This is a genomic window from Erwinia aphidicola, from assembly GCF_014773485.1.
Lineage (GTDB): Bacteria > Pseudomonadota > Gammaproteobacteria > Enterobacterales > Enterobacteriaceae > Erwinia > Erwinia aphidicola.
The window spans coordinates 576,389-594,451 of record NZ_JACXBP010000002.1 but is presented as its reverse complement, the minus strand read 5'-3'; the positions used below and the strand labels follow the sequence as shown (position 1 = coordinate 594,451).

Sequence of the window (18,063 nt, the reverse complement as noted above, 5' to 3'; positions counted from 1 at the left end):
GTTTACATTTATCGATAAATCATGACGTCCCCTTTTTCTGCCTCTGCGCCAATTACCCCTGTTTATCTCACGATTTCGGTCATAACTTTTTCTTATCGGTCGTCTCTGCCTTGAGGGGGCGCCAGGGCAGAGCTGGCGGTGCTTTGCGCGATTTTTGCTGCTTTTCCCTGCGCTTTTCAACTCATCACTTTTTCATTGCACCCTTAAAGTGCGGTGATATAGTCGCGCAAGGAACCTCATCATCCCTCTGATTATCCTGAAAAATAATGAATGTCATCAGGGCTAGCTCATCTCGCATAAGGAATTTGTTATGACAGCTTTTACCTCTCTGGAAGCGTTTCTCACCTCTTTACAGCAGCGCGATCCGCATCAGCCGGAGTATCTGCAGGCGGTGCGCGAAGTATTCACCTCCCTGTGGCCATTCCTCGAACAAAACCCTCACTATCAGCAGCAGGCGCTGCTGGAGCGGCTGGTTGAGCCGGAGCGCGCTATTCAGTTCCGCGTGTCCTGGGTTGATGATAAAGGCCAGGTACAGGTTAATCGTGCGTGGCGCGTGCAGTTCAGCTCGGCGATTGGTCCGTATAAAGGAGGGATGCGCTTTCATCCATCGGTAAATCTGTCGATCCTCAAGTTCCTCGGCTTCGAGCAGACCTTTAAAAATGCGCTGACGACGTTACCCATGGGCGGTGGCAAGGGCGGTTCTGACTTCAACCCGAAAGGGAAAAGTCACGGTGAAGTGATGCGCTTCTGTCAGGCGCTGATGACCGAACTGTATCGCCACCTTGGCCCGGATACCGACGTTCCGGCCGGGGATATCGGCGTGGGCGGGCGCGAAGTGGCATTTATGGCTGGGATGATGAAGAAGTTATCGAATAACACCGCCTGCGTGTTCACCGGCAAAGGACTGTCGTTCGGCGGCAGCCTGATCCGCCCGGAAGCGACCGGCTATGGCCTGGTGTACTTTACCGACGCGATGCTGAAACGCCACGGTCTGGGCTTTGAGGGCAGCACGGTTGCCGTGTCCGGCGCGGGCAACGTGGCGCAGTATGCGATTGAAAAGGCGATGGCGCTGGGCGCGCGCGTGCTGACCGCGTCGGATTCACGCGGCACGGTAGTGGATGAAGCGGGCTTTACGCCTGCGAGCCTGGCGCATCTGGCCGAGATCAAAAACGAACGATACGGCAGCGTGGAAGAGTATGCGCGCGAACGCAACCTGGTGTATCTCGCCGGGCAGCAGCCGTGGAGCGTGCCGGTGGATATCGCGCTGCCGTGCGCCACGCAGAATGAGCTGGATCTACCTGCCGCCCGTCTGCTGATTGCCAATGGCGTGAAGGCGGTGGCGGAAGGTGCCAACATGCCAACCACCATCCAGGCGACCGATGCGTTTCTTGATGCGGGCGTGCTGTTTGCGCCCGGCAAGGCAGCGAATGCGGGCGGGGTAGCGACTTCCGGGCTGGAGATGGCGCAGAACGCCGCGCGTCTGAGCTGGAAGGCGGAGAAGGTCGATATCCGCCTGCAACATATCATGCTGGATATCCACCACGCCTGCGTGGAGCACGGCGGGGAGGGCAAGCAGACGCACTACGTGCGCGGCGCCAACATTGCCGGATTCGTCAAAGTCGCCGACGCGATGCTGGCGCAGGGCGTGCTGTAACCGCGATGACCACACCGCCGGGGCCGATCCTCTTTTTCGATCGGCCGCCGGGCCATTACAAAACCGTGGCGGTCTGCTGCTGCTCCCGACGCTGCTTCACCCGCCAGAACCACGCCAGCAGGATAAACCACAGCGGCATTGCACAGAGCGCGCTCAGCGTATCCGGGTCAAACACCATCACCACCAGCGAGAACAGGAAAAACAGCAGGGTTAGCCAGCTCATCACAATCCCCGCCGGCATCTTAAACGTCGAGCGCTGGTGCAGTTGCGGGCAGCGCTTGCGGTACACCAGATAGGCCACCAGAATCATCCCCCAGCTGTAAATCACCAGGATTGCCGCCAGCGTCGACACCACGGTAAACAGCGTCATCACGTTCGGCACCAGGAACAGCAGCAGCGTCCCGCTTAGCATGCAAAAGCAGGAGAACATCAGGCTGCGCACCGGAATGCGCGTGGTGCGCGACAGAATGCGGAACTGCCAGTGGGCGTGCTGCTCAACCGACAGGCCATAAAGCATGCGCGTACTGGAGTAGACGCCGCTGTTGGCCGAGGACATCGCCGAGGTCAGGGCCACAAAGTTGATCACCGCGGCGGCGGCAGGCAGGCCCGCCTTGGCAAACAGCGTGACGAACGGGCTGGTTTCCGGCGAAATATGCTGCCACGAGGTCACCGCAATAATCACCACCATCGAAAGCACATAGAAGATGATGATGCGCAGCGGAATCGCCTTGATCGCCTTCGGCAGCACCGTCTGCGGCGATTTGGTTTCGGCGCTCATGGTGCCGAGCAGCTCAATACCGGTGTAGGAGAAAATCGCGATCTGGAAACCGGCAAAAAAGCCGACAATGCCGTGCGGCATAAACACCGCCGGGTCGCTGAGGTTATGCAGCGAGGCGGTCACGCCGTCCGGGGAGGTCCAGCCGGTTGCCACCATCCAGATGCCGGTGACGATCAGCGCCACAATGGCGATCACCTTAATAATCGCAAACCAGAATTCCGCCTCGCCAAACATTTTCACCGACAGCAGGTTAAACAGGCACAGCAACCCAAGGGTGAACAGCGCCGGTATCCACGGTGACAGCTCCGGTAGCCAGTACTGTACATAACCTCCGCACACCACCACATCGGCAATACAGGTCACCACCCAGCTCAGCCAGTAGGACCAACCGAGGAAGAAGCTGGCCTTAGGGCCGAGATAGTCGGAAACGAAATCGGCGAAGGAGCGGTAATCGAGCTTTGTCAGCAGCACTTCACCCATCGCGCGCATCACCATATACATAAAGAAGCCGACCACGATATAGGTGATAAGGATCGAGGTGCCGGAAACGGCGATGGTTTTGCCCGCGCCCATAAACAGCCCGGTGCCGATCGCACCGCCGAGGGAGATAAGCTGAATATGGCGTGAACTCAGGCCGCGATGCAGGTGTTGCTGCGCATCCGTTTGGTCAGACATAGCATCCTCTCAACATTGTATTATTAGCGGGCAAAACCACCCCTTCCCCATTGAAATATCAGGGCGTTACGAGCGCAGGAAGTCGGTAAGTGGGCATCATGCTGGCGCTGTGCTGTAACAAAGTCAACACAGTGTCATCCGTAATTATTCACTTTATGATCACATTCAACTTTTTGAAAAACAGAGATAAATTTTTTTATATGCATTTTTACTGCATATAAGTTGCATAAAATTGCGTTGTCTATACCAGAGTAAAAAGCTAACTAATTATTCATTCGTAAGCGGGTCAGGTACACTCGATGCGGCAAAAAAATAAACGCTAAGGAGAGGCAAGAAGATGCAACATGCTCTTACCCTGCAAAAGCTGACCGACCTGGTCAGCGCCGATAATCTGATTACCGATAGCTACCAGAAAGCCTGGTACTGCAAAGGCTTTCGCGTCGGGCACGGTGATGCGCTGGCGGTGGTGCTGCCGGAAACGCTGCTGCAGCTGTGGCAGGTGCTGCAGGTGTGCCAGCAGAATGACTGCATAATTTTGATGCAGGCGTCTAATACCGGGGTAACCGGCGGTTCAACGCCGCACGGTGATGACTACGATCGCCCGGTGATTATCGTCAGCACGCGCAAGATCAAAGGCGTGCAGGTGATTGATAATGCAGAGCAGATTATTGCCTTTCCCGGCAGCACCCTGACCGAGCTGGAAGCGGCGCTTGCCCCTTACAATAAGGAGCCGCATTCGGTGATCGGCTCCTCGTGCATTGGCGCGTCGGTGGTGGGCGGTATCTGTAATAATTCCGGCGGCTCGCTACTGCAGCGCGGCCCGGCGTTTACCGAGAAGTCGCTGTTTGCACAAATTACCGAGGACGGCCAGCTGCTGCTGGTCAATCACCTCGGTATCGATCTCGGCACTGCGCCGGAGGAGATCATCGCCAACCTGGAGGCCGGGCAGTATACCACCGGTACCGCGCCGGATTGGGCGGGTAAGATCTGGGCGGATGACTATGCGGCGGTGATCAAAGACGTGGCGGCGGAAACCCCAACGCGCTTCAACGGCAATCCGCAGTATCTGCACGACAGCGCGGGCTGCGCCGGCAAAGTGATCGTTTTCGCCGTGCGCCTGGCAACCTTTGACGCTACCCCGCAGGAGGACACCTTCTATATCGGCAGCAACGATGAGCAGGTGCTGCTCGACCTGCGCCGCTTTCTGATTGAGAATCTGGAAACCCTGCCGATTCAGGCGGAGTATATCCATCGCAACGCCTTCCGTCTGACGCTGCGCTATGCCCGCCATATGTTCCTGTCGATCAAGCGCCTTGGCCCGGCGGCGCTGCCCGGCCTGATGCGTAAAAAGGCGTTGTGGGATGCACGGGTGAAAAAGCTGAAGCTGTTCCCTGCCAACACCATCGATAAGCTGATCCAGTGGGGCAACCGCGTGACGCCATCAACCGTGGCGCCGCGCCTGCTCTCCTGGCATCGCCGCTATGAACACCATCTGATGATTAAACTGGCCCACGATGAGGTTGCGTCGATGAGCCGTCTGCTGACGGCCTTTTTCGCCGCGCGCAACGGCGAGTGGTTTCACTGCAGCGAAGCCGAACAGCAGGATGCGTTTCTGGTGCGTTTCGGCGTGGGTGCCTGCACGGTGTTCTACTGCGACTATTACGGTATTAATACCGACGACAGGCTGATCGCCTTTGACGTCGCCCTGCGCCGCAACGATACGCAGTGGCTGATCCACCTGCCGCCGGAGCTTCAGTCACAGGTGCTGGAAGACTCCTGCTGCGGCCACTTCTTCTGCCTGGTCAACCATCAGGACTATATCCTCAAGCCGGGCGTTGATGGCGCCCGGTTCAAGGCGGCGGTGCTGGAGTATCTCGACCAGCGCGGGGCGAAATATCCGGCCGAGCACAATATTGGCCACCTGTATCACGCCTCACAAGCGCATCAGCAGCACTTCCATCAGCTCGATCCCACCAATAGCTGCAATCCGGGCATTGGCAAAACCAGCAAGAGGAAGCACTGGGCATGAATCCGACACCGTTAGTTTTACTGCCCGGCGTGATGTGTGATGCCGGGCTGTGGCAGCGTATGCTGCCGGAGCTGGAGCAGCTTGGCCCGCTAATTTACGGCGATCTGTCGCAGGGGCGCTCCATTACTGAGATGGCCGATGCGGTACTGGCAGCCTGCCCGCCAAGGTTCACGCTGGTGGGTTTCTCAATGGGCGGATATGTCGCGCGCGAGATCCTGCGCCGGGTGCCGCAGCGCGTGCAGAGTCTGGTGCTGATAGCCACCTCCAGCGCGGCGGACAGTGAGGCGATGGCGGAGTTTAAGCAGGCGGTGGCGGAGAATCTGCAGCGCGCCAGCGGCACCTTCCACGGCATCGGCCAGCGGGCGATCGCGCAATCGCTGAGCCGTGACCATCAGTCCGACCCGCAGCTGCAGCAGGCGATCCTCGATATGAGCGTGCGCCTCGGGCGCGAGACCTTTATCCGCCAGCTGCGGATGCCGCGCAGCAGCGACACCGATCTCCTGTCGGCCATCCGCTGCCCCACGCTGGTGATTGCCGCCGCCGACGATCGCATGCGCACGCTGGAAGAGTCGCGGCAGCTGGCGGCTGCCATTCCCGCATCGCGGCTGGAAGTGGTCGAAAACAGTGGGCATATGCTGCCGCTGGAGCAGCCCGGTGCGCTGCTTATGCTGCTGCGCGACTGGCTGGGCAACGCGGCATAAACAGTTACTAAAAAAACAGGCGGGCAGAGGGGCGCAGGGCTGGATTAGCCGGATAATTTCAATACAATCACTGTCGGCCAGGACGGCACTAAAATGCTCAGGAGTGTAAGTGGTGATTTATCCGGGATGGTTTGCATGAAAAAGTGGTTGCTGATGCTGGTTATCACGCTGTTTGCCTGTGGGGCGGTGGCGGCGGAGCATAACGTCGATCCACAGGGGACCAGCCTGGCCTTTTACAGCTGGTATCTGACGGCATTGAGTAAAGAAGAGAGCCCGATCGATGAACACGATCCGCTGTTAAATGAATATGTTACCCAGCGCCTGCTGCAAAAAATTAACCTGCTGATCAAAAGCCCTGATGGCATGGACGATGACTATTTTCTGCAGGATCAGGACTACAGCGATGGCTGGGTCAATAACGTCAGCGTCAGCCGTTTTACCTACAACGGCAACCGCGCCGCCGGGGATGTGATCCTCGGCCGCGATCCCAGCGACCAGCAGCATCTGCTGGTAACGCTGGTGCATGAACGCGACGGCTGGAAGATCGACGAAGTGCAGCAGGAATCCACCCCCGCGCAGTAATCCCCTCAGGCGAAGCGGCTAAACTGCTGGTGCAGATCGTCCAGCAGCTGATAGCGGCGGCGATACTCCGCGCGTTTCTTACTGGGGATCTCTTCCATGGCTTTGTGTGCCAGTTCCGCTGGCAGTTGCCATAGCTGGCGCGACAGGCGGCTGGCATCAAGCGACTGCCAGAACTCATCATAGCTGGCGACAAACGCCTCTTTCTTTTTAAAGCGATAGCGCAGGCTGCGCCAGGTGTGGCTGCAGTCGCTGACCCCCTGCAGGGTGCTGATACCGAGCTCACGCGCCAGCAAAAATGCCACTTCCAGCAGTAATCGTTTCGGAAACAGACCGTAGCAGGCCTTGGTCGCGAGGCGGATTGCCTCGTGGGGCGTATCGCGATGGGCACCCTGCACGCAACCAATTACCAGCACCGGCTGGCCGCGCTGTTCGGTAATGGCGAACGTCAGCACCGCCAGCGTAACCTCCCCACTACTGAGCAGCATCACCACTTCACCCTCGCGCTCGCAGCGGCCATTACAGGCAACTGTGACGCGAAAAGGTTGGTCATCCTTGCCATAAAAACTCACCAGCTCGGTGGAGTGCGGCGACAGCAGCGCCTGGCGCAGAACGCCAGCGGTTAACTGTTGCATAAAACGGTAATGCTGGCCGATGGTCCGGGCACGCTGGGTGGCGCTCAGCCCCAGATGCAGGTACGGGCGGTGAACTTTTCCCGGCAGCATCGGCTGAAGCACAAGTGCTTCGCGCATTGCCGGGATATCCGCCAGCTGCCTCATATGCAGGGCGGTGCTGTGCGGAAAGGCCAGCGAGCGCAGCAGGAACTTTGCCCGATAAGCGGAGGATTGCCATGTGGCGTTCGGCGTGATGCGTCCGCTGACCAGGGCAGTAAACAGTGAGAGCGCGCTCTCGGGACTGCTGAAAAACAGTGCTTCTGATGACATGACAATAAGCCGTTGTAGGAAAGTGTCCCGATTAAAACAGGACAAATCTTAATGGTGCCTCAATGCCCGGTGACTGTTTCGTGACGTTATCATTCGGTTGAATCGGCGTTTACTCTTCTCTGGTAACACCTGTGCGGTGGCATAAACGGCTAACGGCGGCGTAGACTGAATCGCGTATGGTGATGCCCATCTATTAACAAGGAGTTAGCTTGATGAAACTGTTCTATACCCCGGGTGCCTGTTCGTTATCTCCCCACATTGCTCTGGAAGAAGTGGGTGCGACCTTCACGCTGGAACGCGTTGATCTGAAAACTAAAAAAACCGAAAGCGGCGCAGATTTCACCACCATCAACAGCAAAGGCTATATTCCTGCCTTACTGCTGGATGATGGCAGCCTGCTGACCGAAGGTACCGTGATTGCGCAGTACGTGGCTGACCTCAAGCCGGAGTCGGGTCTTGCGCCCTTAGCCGGCACCGCCGAACGCTACAGGCTGATGGAGTGGCTGAGCTTTATCAGCACCGAGCTGCACAAGCCGATGGGGTCGCTATTCAACCCCGCGCAGTCGGCGGACTGGAAACAGGCGGCGACCGGCAATCTGAACAAACGTCTCGACTGGCTCTCCGGCGCGCTGGCGGGTAAAAACTGGCTGATGGGCGATAAATTTACCGTGGCCGATGCCTATCTGTTTACCGTTCTCGGCTGGAGCAAAGTGGTGGGCTTTAGCCTGGATAACTGGCCGGATCTGCAGGCGTTTGCGGGCCGCGTTGCGGCTCGTCCGGCGGTTCAGCGCGCGATGAAGGCGGAAGGTCTGATCTAGACCGGCTGGAAAGCGTGAGGCAAACACCGTAAGCTGACGCCCTGTTCATTTTTTGATGGGGTCGGCAGTGGAAGGGGTACCAGAGCAGTTTTGCTACGAGCAGGATCGCGCCAGCTTCCGGCATCTTTCCGGGCAGCCAGGCGTCGAGCTGTATCGTGCGCATATCACGCGTTACGCCTTCGAGCCTCATACGCATGAAGCGTTCGGCATCGGCACCATCGATCGCGGTGCCGAACGCTTTCGCTATCGCGGGGCGCAGCATGTCGCCCCGGTCGATTCACTGGTGCTGATGAACCCGGACGAGCTGCACACCGGCGAATCCGCCACCGAAGGCGGCTGGCAGTACCGTATGATCTACCTTGAGCCACAACGTCTGGCTGCCCTGACGGGGGAAGCAGAATGGTGGTTTGAACAGGCGGTGTGCCACGATCCACAGCGCGCCCGTCTGCTGTCGCAGCTGCTGGAAAATCTGTGGCATCACGATGATCCGCTGGCCGTGGATGGCCTGTTGCTCAACCTCTGCGAGCTACTGCGCCCGCACGCCCGCATCGCCCGCCCCTTAGCGGCAGGACCACGCCATCGCTTTGACGTGGTGCGTGATTATCTGCGCGCGAACCTCTGCGAACGCATCTCCCTGAATGAGCTGGCCGCGCTGGTCTCGCTCAGCCCGTATCACTTTCAGCGGCAGTTTAAGGCACAGTACCACGTCACCCCGCATCAGATGCTGATGGCATTTCGCCTTTACCGCGCCAGCCAGCTGTTGGCCGCCGGCCTGCCTGCGGCGGACGTGGCAGCATCGGTTGGGCTGACCGACCAGGCGCACCTGACGCGCTCCTTCGCCATCCGCTACGGCATTACCCCTTCGCGCTATCAGAAGCAGGTGCGTGCTCAGCTGCGCTGATCGCAATTTGCTACAATCTCTGCCCGCTCTCTTTCCCCATACTGGCGTTTTCTTTTGGCCGGAGCGGACTATGCTTGCTGGAATTTTCTTTGCCCTGATTGCAGGGCTGATGTGGGGGCTGATCTTCGTTGGCCCGCTGATGGTGCCGGATTATCCTGGCACGCTGCAGTCGATGGGGCGTTACCTGGCGTTTGGACTGATTGCGCTGCTGCTGGCCTGGCAGGATCGCCATCGTCTGAAGAAACTGTCGCGCCGCGACTGGCAGGAGGCTTTTCGCCTGACGCTGGTCGGCAACCTTCTCTATTACGCCTGCCTGGCGACGGCGATCCAGCGCACCGGCGCGCCAATCTCTACCATGATTATCGGCACGCTGCCGGTGGTTATCTCGGTGAGTGCCAATCTGTTTTACGGCGCTGAAGAAGGGCGCTTGCGCTGGGCGAAACTCTGCCCCGCGCTGCTGCTGATTGCTGCCGGGCTGGTGTGCGTCAACGTGGCCGAGTTGCGTACAGTGGGGCAGCAGTTTGATCTTTGGCGCTACCTGAGCGGCATGGCGCTGGCGTTTGCCGCCGTCGTTTGCTGGACATGGTATCCACTGCGTAATGCCCGCTGGCTGCGCCGGCATCCCATCCGACCGGCGACCTGGGCAACTGCGCAGGGGGTGGTCACGCTGCCGCTGGCCGCCGTGGGTTATCTGCTGGTGATGGCGCTGCTTCATGTGACCAGGCCGGAGTTCGCCTTGCCCTTTGGCCCGCGTCCCGGCGTATTTATTGCGCTGATGCTGGCGATTGCGCTGCTCTGCTCGTGGCTGGGCACGCTGTGCTGGAATGAAGCCAGCCAGCGCTTGCCGACTGTGCTGGTGGGGCCACTTATCGTGTTCGAAATCCTCGCCGGGCTCACTTATACCTTTTTATTACGTCAGTCGTGGCCGCCGTTACTTACCCTGTGCGGCGTGGCTTGCCTGATGGTCGGCGTGATTAGCGCAATGCGTATCAAGCCAGAGCCGGTAGTAAAGTCGTTGAAGATAACTCAGTAATGCAGGCTGCTGGCGAGGAAATCCTGACGATTTCTGTCGCGCAGCGGCCCGCTCTGGCTCGCGCTCACCGCGGGCCATATAATCGTATTTGTGTGATTTAGATCACACATTCTTGGCCATGTCGGCCGCGCTTTTTTTCATCTCTTGCCACCGCTGCTTGGCACAATCCAGGATTGTTCCGCTATAAGAATAATCGCTATTCTTATTGCACCTTTTTTTTGGACAGTGAATCCCTCCTACTGAATGTTAAATTCTCCATTTTTGAGACGCATTTATCTTGCGGATACCACTATTTAATCGAAAAAATGAGTCAAAAATTGATAAGTCGCCCGAGGTTTTCCCCATGGGAAGAGGAGGGATTGATAAGATAAAACATCATTTAACAGTAGTGAAGGCGTGGGTTAAGCCTGTAATGTTTAACTCTGATAATGTAAAAGCGCACTTGTAGCATGATGCTACTCACATTCTGATGCCCTTAAAGGCGCGTGGCAGCACATTTCGTTAAACATAACCTCAGAGACGGAACGCCCACAATAAATCAGTTTAATGAACCAGTGATTAAGCGAGAATGATTATCGTGGCAGGGGCATTAGCGGCGTGGATTGGTGGAATTATTAGAAGTTGTTAAGTCACTTTCGGCGCGTTTATCTTTGCCTGCAAAGATAAACGCGCATTGAAAGCCTTGATGCTACTGAGTTTTTAGCTGGTGACTGAGTAAGTTACGGCCAAACTACTGGGCGGGATTACGAATAATTCATCAGTGAAAATCCGCGCCAAAAAAACGTCCGGTACTTTTCAATAAGTATTGAGAATATTTTAATTTGGACCTGTTAATACATTACAAACAGCTTAAAACGATTACTGATTTTCGAGATTATACGGGTAATGATAGACGCTACGGCTGATATCCAGCAGGCGACAGCTGCGGCGCGTGCCGATGTCGTAAGTATCCTGCAAAAAATTAACGGCCTGGCGCTTGTCATTGGTGGTAAAGAAATTCTTCAATACGCTTTGCAGCATCTCTTTGTCCGATGACAGGGTTTGCAGTTCCCGCTCCATAGTGTGTACTTTTTCCTCCAACTCTTTGATTTTTCGCCCTTCTTCTGAAGAGAGGCCAGCATATTTCTTTTTCCAACTGTAGAAAGTTGCTTCAGAAATCCCCAGTTCATCACAAATCTCTTTCACCTTAATGCCGCTCTCAGAAGCTTTAATGGCACTGGTGATTTGCTCTTCGGTATATCGTGACTTTCTCATAATGCTATTACCTTTCTTAACAATATTGGGATGAGAATAACTGCATTAATCAATGGATCTGTTTTGTACAGATATTGGCGCAGTGTTTAAAAGTACGCGATTGGAATGGCAGGCTTTAAGTTAAGGGATTATGAAGAAATAACATCATGGGATTTCTCCTATTTTATTTCAAAAGGGTTTTGTTAGCTTTCGATATTGGTTTTTTTGATATAAATTCGTCTCATGCCAGTACAAGACCAGGCAGTAATTAGGAAAACTCCAGCGGGCAGGGAAAAAAAACTGTGCTAACTTTGCTCCCGACTTAAGCATTTTTGTGAAAACGGTCACAGTATGAATAAGACCAGAGTTAACTACACTCGCAGCAGTTGAGAATGTGGCACGGTTAAAAAAACCGTCTCAAAAATAAATGGCATGATTTAATAAAAGGCACGCCGATGCCTGATTAGCAGATTAATTTTCGCTTTGTCGCCAGGTATCACTGTGCGTTATTGAATCAGTTGTGGACAAGGATGTGTTGGTTAGTGGCTTTAGGGTGTTGGAAACACAAAGGATGCTTCGATGAAATACAGTGTGATGTCTAATGCTGCCTGGATGATGTCTGAAAAGATTGTCTCGGTTTTTGGTGTAATTTTTGTCACCTCCTATGTGGCCAAATCTTTCGGTCCAGCCATATTTGGCCAAATAGCATTTTCTGCATCACTTTTTTCAATTGTTCAGACTATTGCCATTTTTGGTACTGAAACCATTCTTTTCAAAAGCATCAGCAAAAGTGCATCGAAAGGAATGCGGTTGATGGCCGTAGCGAAATCACTGCGCCTGACATTATTACTGGTGCTGTCGTTACCGGTATTGCTGTATGTCTGGTTGACCATGCGTGAAAATTTTATTGTTTTTGCCGTGGCTTCATTTATTTCGGCCATGTTCGTTACTCAGGATATCTTTAGCGTATACAACAATGCGCGCCTTGAATCGCGAATGAACACGGTGGCCAATGCCACGGGGATGATACTCAGTTTCGCCATCAGCTTTGGCGTTGCCTGGTTCAAACTCAGCCCGTTGCTGCTGTCACTGTCGATTGTTGCGGTTACGCTGGTACCGTATCTGATCAAGCGCAGCCGCTTTTATCAGACCAACAGCATCAGCCCACCGCCGCGGCGCAAGCGCAGGAATTATTTACGTTATTTACTGCATGCGGGTTTGCCACTGGCGATTTCCAGCGTGTTTATCTCTATCCAGGTAAAGACGGCACAGTTCTTTCTGGTTGGGGTTGGCTCAGCGCATGAGCTGGGGTTGTTCACCGCAGCAAACACCATTTCTGCTTCATGGATTTTTATTCCGGTCGCAATCATTACATCGTGCTTTTCTGAGATTTTCCGGGAACGCGGTGATGTGGCAGTAAAACTGGCTTCACGACTGTACGGATATGTAATGGCAGTTTCATTTTTGATGCTCTCCCTTGTCACGCTGTTTGGTGACAGGATCATCAACAGCCTTTATGGGCAAGACTACACACAATCGGGAAACCTCATTACGTTGTTGTCGTTAGCAACCTGCTTTTCGGCAATGGGAACAGTAGCGTATCGCTACATGGTTAAAGAGGGCGGTTTCAACTACTTACTGGTGAAAGTCATTTTACTGGTGGTGATTGGTCTGGCAACGTCTTACTTCTTTATCCACTCCTGGGGATTAACAGGCGCAGCCTGGAGCGTGTTTGTTACTGAGCTTTTATCCCTGACGATAATGAATTATTTCTTTAAGAATGGCGTCATTCTTAAAATACAGCTTTCCTCACTCAACTACAAAACCTACAGATGAGGTAAATCATGTTGAAGCTCAAAGCAGAATTGAGAAAAGGTTTTGTTTACCTGCTCAAAAAGATGCCTTGGTCTTACCAGGATAAAGTTTATTACTTTCAGAAATTCAGAAGTATACCTAACATCCGGGAACCTAAGTTATTCAATGAGAAAGTTCTGTATCGTAAATATGTGACCGGCGATCATGTACGCTATGCCAATCTTTCAGATAAATTGCTGGTAAGAGATTATATTGCCCGCGTTATTGGCGAAGAGTATCTGATTCCGTTGATTCATGAGACTGACGATCCGATTTCACTGCTCAGCCTGGGCAGCCTGAAAAATACCGTGATCAAGCCGAACCATGGCTCAGGGATGGTCGAAATCGTGCTGGAAGAGCCCGACTGCATTCAGAAGCAGCTGCTGATTAAACGTTGTGATGAGTGGCTGCATCAGGACTTCTCGCACCATGCGCGTGAGATCCACTATCGCTATATCAAGCCGCGCATTCTGGTTGAGCAATACGTTGGGGATGGCAAGTTTGCCGCCGTTGACTACAAGTTCCATATGTTCAACAAGAAAGACGGCAACTTTGAGTATGTGCTGCAGGTGATCTACAACCGCGCAGGCTGTTCGGCGCTGTCGATGAACTTCTACGTTAACAACCTGAAGAACTGCTTCTACAAAATCCGCGATACCGGTTTTGATATCAGCGGCGATATGGAGACGCTGGAACGTGCGCTAACCCTCAGCAAACAGCTGGCGGCAGATTTTGACTATGTGCGCGTGGACTGGTATATCCATGAAGGGCATATCTACTTTGGCGAACTGACGTTTACCCCAGGCGCGGGGTTGGTGACCGGTCTGGATAACGGACTGAATCAGCTGATGGGAGATATGTGGTTGCAGGACCGTAAATCAGAAGCGTTGCCGGGAAGCAAAGAGCCCGAAGATGTGCCGTTACCGGCGGTGCTAAAAAAGATTTAAAGAGTGGCAAATAATACCCTGTACGGCGAGCCGGGTCAGCTCGCCATGCAGGTGTCGCTTACGGCATTGGCCAGTCAGCGGGTGTACGGCTCATCACTTCGACAAACACATCTTTGGTGATATGCCAGAAGTTGTGCAGATTTTCCATACTCAGCGTAATACCCAGCAGCCCGGTGACAAACCAGCATGACATACCAATACCGATACCAGTAAACATGAAAGCCATCGCATTGCGACTGGCTTTTCGGCACTGCACGTTAAAGGTGCTGGCAATAAACATCATCACTGCACTCAGCAGTTCCCATCTCATGAGTAGTACGCTGGTGGTAATCGTAGCCATCTTATCTAAACTCCACGGTGATCGGTCCTGACAAACGGATGCATCATCACCATGAGCGGACGGGAGCTGCCAGGTAGGCTCCGTTTCGCCTTGACGCGCAGGTCATTAAAGTGTGACGGCGGTCACATTATATCACTCGATTTTAAAAGTTGAACAATATTTATACCTGGTATGGTAGTTTTTTTAGTATCAAAAGTGACCGTAACCTCTGGCGAAAAACGTCTGTTTGCTCTCAGTGATTTGACTTACCGCTAAGTCAAACTTGATGGTTTAAGATGAATCTCACGCTGTTTAAAGTTGTGCGGCCTGGCGATGACCTGTAGGATTTTTATCAATGCTGCTCCTAATCTTAATTTCCAGAAATCTATTCTGGAGGGTTTCCGCTTGCCGAAATCCAAGCAAAAATAATTAATCAGGGGCAGAAGATAATAAGGAGCCTGCGTGTCATTTAATGGTAACTCCTGGCTATCCAGCCTTTTACACCAGCGAAATAAAACCGTGGCCGCGCGCGAACTGCCGACCATGCGCGAGTCTTTTCAGCGCATTCACCTGATCATTATCGTGGTATCGCTGCTGTTCAGCGGTGCATCGCTGTCGGCGCTGTCGATGTTCGCACTGCGCAGCTACGCCGAGAATAATATTCAGCTGGTCGCAACCAGCGTCAGCTACAGCGCGCAAATGGCGGTAGCGCAGAATGATGCAGCAGCGGCAAAGGAGATCCTGCGCGAGATCGGTAACCAGGCAGAATTTGCCTCCGGGCGCATTTATAACGCGAACCTACAGCTGCTCGCCAGCTGGCAGCAGCCGGGCAAGGCAGAGCACAGCGGGCTGAGCGCTGCCGTGTCGCGCTGGCTGTTTCCGCAACCGGTTAGCGCGCCGGTGATGCTGCATCGGCAGGAAATTGGCCGGGTGTGGATCAGCGGCGATGCGACTCGCGTGCTGCACTATCTGTGGCAGGCACTGCTGTGGCTAAGCGGCAGCCTGTTTGTCACCGCGCTGGTGGCGTGTGCGCTGTCGAACCGCATGCATGCGGGGATCCTCCTGGGCCTGCAAAATATCGCCTCCGTTGCCCACGATGTGCGCCGCCGACGGGCATTTTCCCTGCGCGTGCCGTCATCGTCGATTGCAGAGCTGAACAAGCTAAGCGGCGACTTTAACAGCCTGCTCGACGAGCTGGATAACTGGCAGCGCCATCTGAAGCGTGAAAATGACACGCTGGCCCATCAGGCGCTGCACGATTCCCTGACCGGCCTGCCCAACCGCAAGGCGTTTGAGCAGCAGCTGGCGACGCTGATGCAGGATGCGCTGGCGCGCAAGCAGGTTGGCGTGCTGTTTATTGACGGCGACCGCTTCAAGCAGGTCAACGACCGTTTCGGCCACGCGGCGGGGGACTACGTGCTGACCGTCACCGCGCAGCGGCTGCGCGCCAGTTTACCCGCGTATAATTTGGTGGCGCGTCTCGGCGGCGATGAGTTTGCCGTGCTGCTGCCAACGGTAGAGCGTGAGGAGCAGGTGGCTCAGGTGGCGCGCAACATCCTTGATGCGATGGCGCTGCCGATCCCTCTGCCGGAAGGCACGCGGGTAAGGCAGGCGCTAAGCATTGGCGTGGCGCTGGCTAAAAATCACCGTTCCGCCGAGTCGCTGCTGGCGCAGGCCGATGCGGCGATGTATCACATCAAGGAGATGGGCGGTGGCTGGTACCTGTCGCCCTCGTACTGGGGGCAGGAGGCGCAGGGGCTGCCACCGACAATCGCAGTGGCGTCGCGCTGATTCAGTTGCGCAGCCCGCTGCTTGAGTAGTCGCTGCAGTCGAAGTTCCAGCTGCTGCGCTGTAAAGACTGGCGGCGCATAGCGTGGCGATAAGCGGTCGGCGTCTGTGAGAACTGGCGGCGGAACACGCGTGAGAAGGTCTGCTGCGAGTCATAGCCATACTGCATAGCGATATCAAACACCGGGCGCTGGGTCTGACGCAGGGCTTCTGCGGCCAGCGTCAGGCGGCGTTCGCGAATATAGTTGCCCAGCGTCTGCCTGGTGACGGTGCGGAACATACGCTGCAGGTGCCATTTCGAATATCCCGATTTTGCCGCCACTTCATCTATCGACAACGTCTTATCCAGGTTGTTATCAATCCAGTGGGTCAGGGTGTTGATGATGTCGTCATGCATTCCTTATTCTCCCAGGTCTTGTGCGTCAAACGGTCGCGGTCTCAATGGTTGCTGAGTATAATTCCTCAAGTTAACTTGAGGTAAAGGGCCAAATGAAAAAAAGTCTCAACAATCCCAACAAGCGAGAACTGACCCCCGGCGACGTGGCGCAGCGCTGCGGCGTGGCGGTCTCCACGCTGCACTTCTATGAAAGCAAAGGATTAATCAGCAGCTATCGCAACCCTGGCAACCAGCGGCGTTACACGCGCGACGTGCTGCGGCGCGTGGCGGTGATCAAGATTGCCCAGCGCATCGGTATTCCGCTGGCGACCATCAGCGACAGTCTGATGCAGTACCCGCCGGGCAAACGCATGTCGCCAAAAGAGTGGGCGGTGCTGTCGCAGCAGTGGCGTGTAGAGCTGGATCGCCGCATCGAGACGCTGACCCATCTCAGAGACGATCTCGACGGCTGCATCGGCTGTGGCTGCCTGTCGATGGAGGACTGCCCGCTGCGCAACCCGGGCGACAGGCTGAGCGAGCAGGGCACCGGCGCGATCCTGCTGGATGTGAAAGGGCCATAAACTCCTATACTTAGAATTTGTTCACCGCTTGAAGGAGTGGCTATGATCACCGTGCATCATCTGAATAATTCGCGCTCGCAGCGTGTGCTGTGGCTGCTGGAAGAGCTGGAAGTGCCCTACCAGATCAAGCGTTACCAGCGCGAAGCCAGCATGCTGGCCCCCGCCGAGCTGAAAAAAGTGCATCCGCTGGGGAAATCCCCGGTTATCACCGACGGAAATCGCGTGGTGGCTGAGTCCGGCGCGATCCTCGAATACCTGGAAGCCCACTATGACGCAGAAAATCGGCTGAAACTTTTCGATGAGGAGGAGGTGATCCAGTCGCGCTACTGGCTGCACTACGCGGAAGGCTCACTGATGCCGCTGCTGGTGATGAAGCTGATCTTCAGCCGCATGGGGCAGGCTCCGGTGCCGTGGCTGCTGCGCCCGATCGGCAGCGCCTTTGGCAAAGGGGTACAGAAAGGGTATCTCAATCCACAGATCGCGACTCACCGCCAGTTTATTGAGCAGCACCTGACCAGCCATCAGTGGTTTGCCGGCAGCCGCTTCAGCATTGCCGATGTGCAAATGAGTTTTCCGCTACAGGCGCTGACCGCACGCGGAGGCGCCGCCGACAGCCCGGCGATTCAGGCATGGCTGCAAAAAGTGCAGGCGCGTGCTGCCTGGCAGCGCGCTCTGCAGCAGGGTGGCGAAATTAACCTCTCCTGAATCTTTTTCTCCTCCTGACGCATAAAGGTTTCACCCAGCCTGCATCGTGCCATAGCCATAAGAAAGCGCTATTACGATGCAGGCACGCTCCCCCGCTACTATTTTGCTGAGATCCGCTTAACAGGTGTTGAAAATGCACCAATAAACA

At 55.2% G+C, this 18,063-nt stretch carries 17 protein-coding genes; 12 read left to right on the top strand and 5 right to left on the bottom strand.

Going from position 1 to position 18,063, the window contains the following annotated elements:
• Positions 1-310: 310 nt before the first annotated feature.
• A complete protein-coding gene (gene gdhA, locus ID864_RS07145; protein ID WP_191149624.1) occupies positions 311-1,654 on the top strand; it encodes an NADP-specific glutamate dehydrogenase in 1,344 nt (447 codons plus the stop codon).
• A 55-nt stretch (positions 1,655-1,709) separates the two neighbouring features.
• Here the strand turns inward: gdhA and ID864_RS07140 are convergent, their stop codons facing one another.
• Positions 1,710-3,107 (bottom strand): amino acid permease, encoded by a 1,398-nt coding sequence (locus ID864_RS07140; protein WP_099754668.1) that lies wholly within the window; start codon positions 3,105-3,107, stop codon positions 1,710-1,712.
• A 337-nt stretch (positions 3,108-3,444) separates the two neighbouring features.
• Between ID864_RS07140 and dld the strand changes: the two genes are divergently transcribed.
• The 3 genes from dld to ID864_RS07125 all read left to right on the top strand — a co-directional run bounded on the left by dld (position 3,445) and on the right by ID864_RS07125 (position 6,419).
• Positions 3,445-5,136: a D-lactate dehydrogenase gene (gene dld, locus ID864_RS07135; protein WP_099753708.1), complete on the top strand. Its 1,692-nt coding sequence runs from the start codon at positions 3,445-3,447 to the stop codon at positions 5,134-5,136.
• Complete coding sequence (locus ID864_RS07130; RefSeq protein WP_048917553.1) at positions 5,133-5,837, top strand: alpha/beta fold hydrolase; 705 nt, start codon at positions 5,133-5,135, stop codon at positions 5,835-5,837. Before dld ends, ID864_RS07130 begins: the two co-directional genes overlap by 4 nt.
• A 135-nt stretch (positions 5,838-5,972) precedes the next feature.
• Positions 5,973-6,419, top strand: a complete 447-nt coding sequence (locus ID864_RS07125) for a DUF3828 domain-containing protein (RefSeq protein ID WP_099753707.1) — start codon at positions 5,973-5,975, stop codon at positions 6,417-6,419.
• A gap of 5 nt (positions 6,420-6,424) precedes the next feature.
• On the opposite strand, the gene ID864_RS07120 is transcribed toward ID864_RS07125, so the two are convergent.
• Positions 6,425-7,360, bottom strand: a complete 936-nt coding sequence (locus tag ID864_RS07120) for a VirK/YbjX family protein (RefSeq protein WP_048917551.1) — start codon at positions 7,358-7,360, stop codon at positions 6,425-6,427.
• Positions 7,361-7,572: 212 nt separating this feature from the next.
• Here ID864_RS07120 and gstA point away from each other — a divergent pair, with 212 nt between their 5' ends.
• The 3 genes from gstA to ID864_RS07105 all read left to right on the top strand — a co-directional run bounded on the left by gstA (position 7,573) and on the right by ID864_RS07105 (position 10,112).
• Positions 7,573-8,178, top strand: coding sequence for a glutathione transferase GstA (gene gstA / locus ID864_RS07115; protein ID WP_048917550.1), 606 nt, complete (start codon positions 7,573-7,575; stop codon positions 8,176-8,178).
• A gap of 67 nt (positions 8,179-8,245) precedes the next feature.
• Positions 8,246-9,079, top strand: coding sequence for an AraC family transcriptional regulator (locus ID864_RS07110; protein WP_048917549.1), 834 nt, complete (start codon positions 8,246-8,248; stop codon positions 9,077-9,079).
• A gap of 70 nt (positions 9,080-9,149) precedes the next feature.
• Complete coding sequence (locus ID864_RS07105; protein ID WP_048917548.1) at positions 9,150-10,112, top strand: DMT family transporter; 963 nt, start codon at positions 9,150-9,152, stop codon at positions 10,110-10,112.
• Between the two features lie 858 nt (positions 10,113-10,970).
• On the opposite strand, the gene ID864_RS07100 is transcribed toward ID864_RS07105, so the two are convergent.
• Positions 10,971-11,366, bottom strand: coding sequence for a transposase (locus tag ID864_RS07100; RefSeq protein ID WP_048917547.1), 396 nt, complete (start codon positions 11,364-11,366; stop codon positions 10,971-10,973).
• A gap of 558 nt (positions 11,367-11,924) precedes the next feature.
• Here ID864_RS07100 and ID864_RS07095 point away from each other — a divergent pair.
• The gene (locus tag ID864_RS07095; RefSeq protein WP_048917546.1) at positions 11,925-13,181 is read left to right on the top strand and encodes an MATE family efflux transporter; all 1,257 of its coding nucleotides are present in this window, start codon (positions 11,925-11,927) and stop codon (positions 13,179-13,181) included.
• An 8-nt stretch (positions 13,182-13,189) separates the two neighbouring features.
• Positions 13,190-14,146 carry an ATP-grasp fold amidoligase family protein gene (locus tag ID864_RS07090; RefSeq protein ID WP_048917545.1) on the top strand — a complete coding sequence of 319 codons (957 nt, stop codon included), beginning with the start codon at positions 13,190-13,192 and terminating at the stop codon, positions 14,144-14,146.
• 58 nt (positions 14,147-14,204) lie between these two features.
• On the opposite strand, the gene ID864_RS07085 is transcribed toward ID864_RS07090, so the two are convergent.
• Entirely contained in the window at positions 14,205-14,486 is a 282-nt protein-coding gene (locus ID864_RS07085; protein ID WP_048917544.1) for a YjcB family protein, read from the bottom strand.
• Positions 14,487-14,927: 441 nt separating this feature from the next.
• Here ID864_RS07085 and ID864_RS07080 point away from each other — a divergent pair, with 441 nt between their 5' ends.
• Entirely contained in the window at positions 14,928-16,256 is a 1,329-nt protein-coding gene (locus tag ID864_RS07080; RefSeq protein WP_230048711.1) for a diguanylate cyclase domain-containing protein, read from the top strand.
• A gap of 1 nt (position 16,257) precedes the next feature.
• Here ID864_RS07080 and soxS read toward each other — a convergent pair whose 3' ends face one another.
• Entirely contained in the window at positions 16,258-16,650 is a 393-nt protein-coding gene (gene soxS, locus ID864_RS07075) for a superoxide response transcriptional regulator SoxS (protein WP_099753706.1), read from the bottom strand.
• Between the two features lie 92 nt (positions 16,651-16,742).
• Here soxS and soxR point away from each other — a divergent pair, with 92 nt between their 5' ends.
• Positions 16,743-17,210, top strand: coding sequence for a redox-sensitive transcriptional activator SoxR (gene soxR, locus ID864_RS07070; RefSeq protein WP_048917542.1), 468 nt, complete (start codon positions 16,743-16,745; stop codon positions 17,208-17,210).
• A gap of 42 nt (positions 17,211-17,252) precedes the next feature.
• Positions 17,253-17,915, top strand: a complete 663-nt coding sequence (locus ID864_RS07065) for a glutathione S-transferase family protein (RefSeq protein WP_048917541.1) — start codon at positions 17,253-17,255, stop codon at positions 17,913-17,915.
• Positions 17,916-18,063: the final 148 nt, after the last annotated feature.

Bases quoted from the DNA above. Each gene is read 5' to 3' on its own strand.
- gdhA (WP_191149624.1), top strand. From the start codon at position 311: ATGACAGCTTTTACCTCTCTGGAAGCGTTTCTCACCTCTTTACAGCAG.
- ID864_RS07140 (WP_099754668.1), bottom strand. From the start codon at position 3,107: ATGTCTGACCAAACGGATGCGCAGCAACACCTGCATCGCGGCCTGAGT.
- dld (WP_099753708.1), top strand. From the start codon at position 3,445: ATGCAACATGCTCTTACCCTGCAAAAGCTGACCGACCTGGTCAGCGCC.
- ID864_RS07130 (WP_048917553.1), top strand. From the start codon at position 5,133: ATGAATCCGACACCGTTAGTTTTACTGCCCGGCGTGATGTGTGATGCC.
- ID864_RS07125 (WP_099753707.1), top strand. From the start codon at position 5,973: ATGAAAAAGTGGTTGCTGATGCTGGTTATCACGCTGTTTGCCTGTGGG.
- ID864_RS07120 (WP_048917551.1), bottom strand. From the start codon at position 7,360: ATGTCATCAGAAGCACTGTTTTTCAGCAGTCCCGAGAGCGCGCTCTCA.
- gstA (WP_048917550.1), top strand. From the start codon at position 7,573: ATGAAACTGTTCTATACCCCGGGTGCCTGTTCGTTATCTCCCCACATT.
- ID864_RS07105 (WP_048917548.1), top strand. From the start codon at position 9,150: ATGCTTGCTGGAATTTTCTTTGCCCTGATTGCAGGGCTGATGTGGGGG.
- ID864_RS07100 (WP_048917547.1), bottom strand. From the start codon at position 11,366: ATGAGAAAGTCACGATATACCGAAGAGCAAATCACCAGTGCCATTAAA.
- ID864_RS07095 (WP_048917546.1), top strand. From the start codon at position 11,925: ATGAAATACAGTGTGATGTCTAATGCTGCCTGGATGATGTCTGAAAAG.
- ID864_RS07090 (WP_048917545.1), top strand. From the start codon at position 13,190: ATGTTGAAGCTCAAAGCAGAATTGAGAAAAGGTTTTGTTTACCTGCTC.
- ID864_RS07085 (WP_048917544.1), bottom strand. From the start codon at position 14,486: ATGGCTACGATTACCACCAGCGTACTACTCATGAGATGGGAACTGCTG.
- soxS (WP_099753706.1), bottom strand. From the start codon at position 16,650: ATGCATGACGACATCATCAACACCCTGACCCACTGGATTGATAACAAC.
- soxR (WP_048917542.1), top strand. From the start codon at position 16,743: ATGAAAAAAAGTCTCAACAATCCCAACAAGCGAGAACTGACCCCCGGC.
- ID864_RS07065 (WP_048917541.1), top strand. From the start codon at position 17,253: ATGATCACCGTGCATCATCTGAATAATTCGCGCTCGCAGCGTGTGCTG.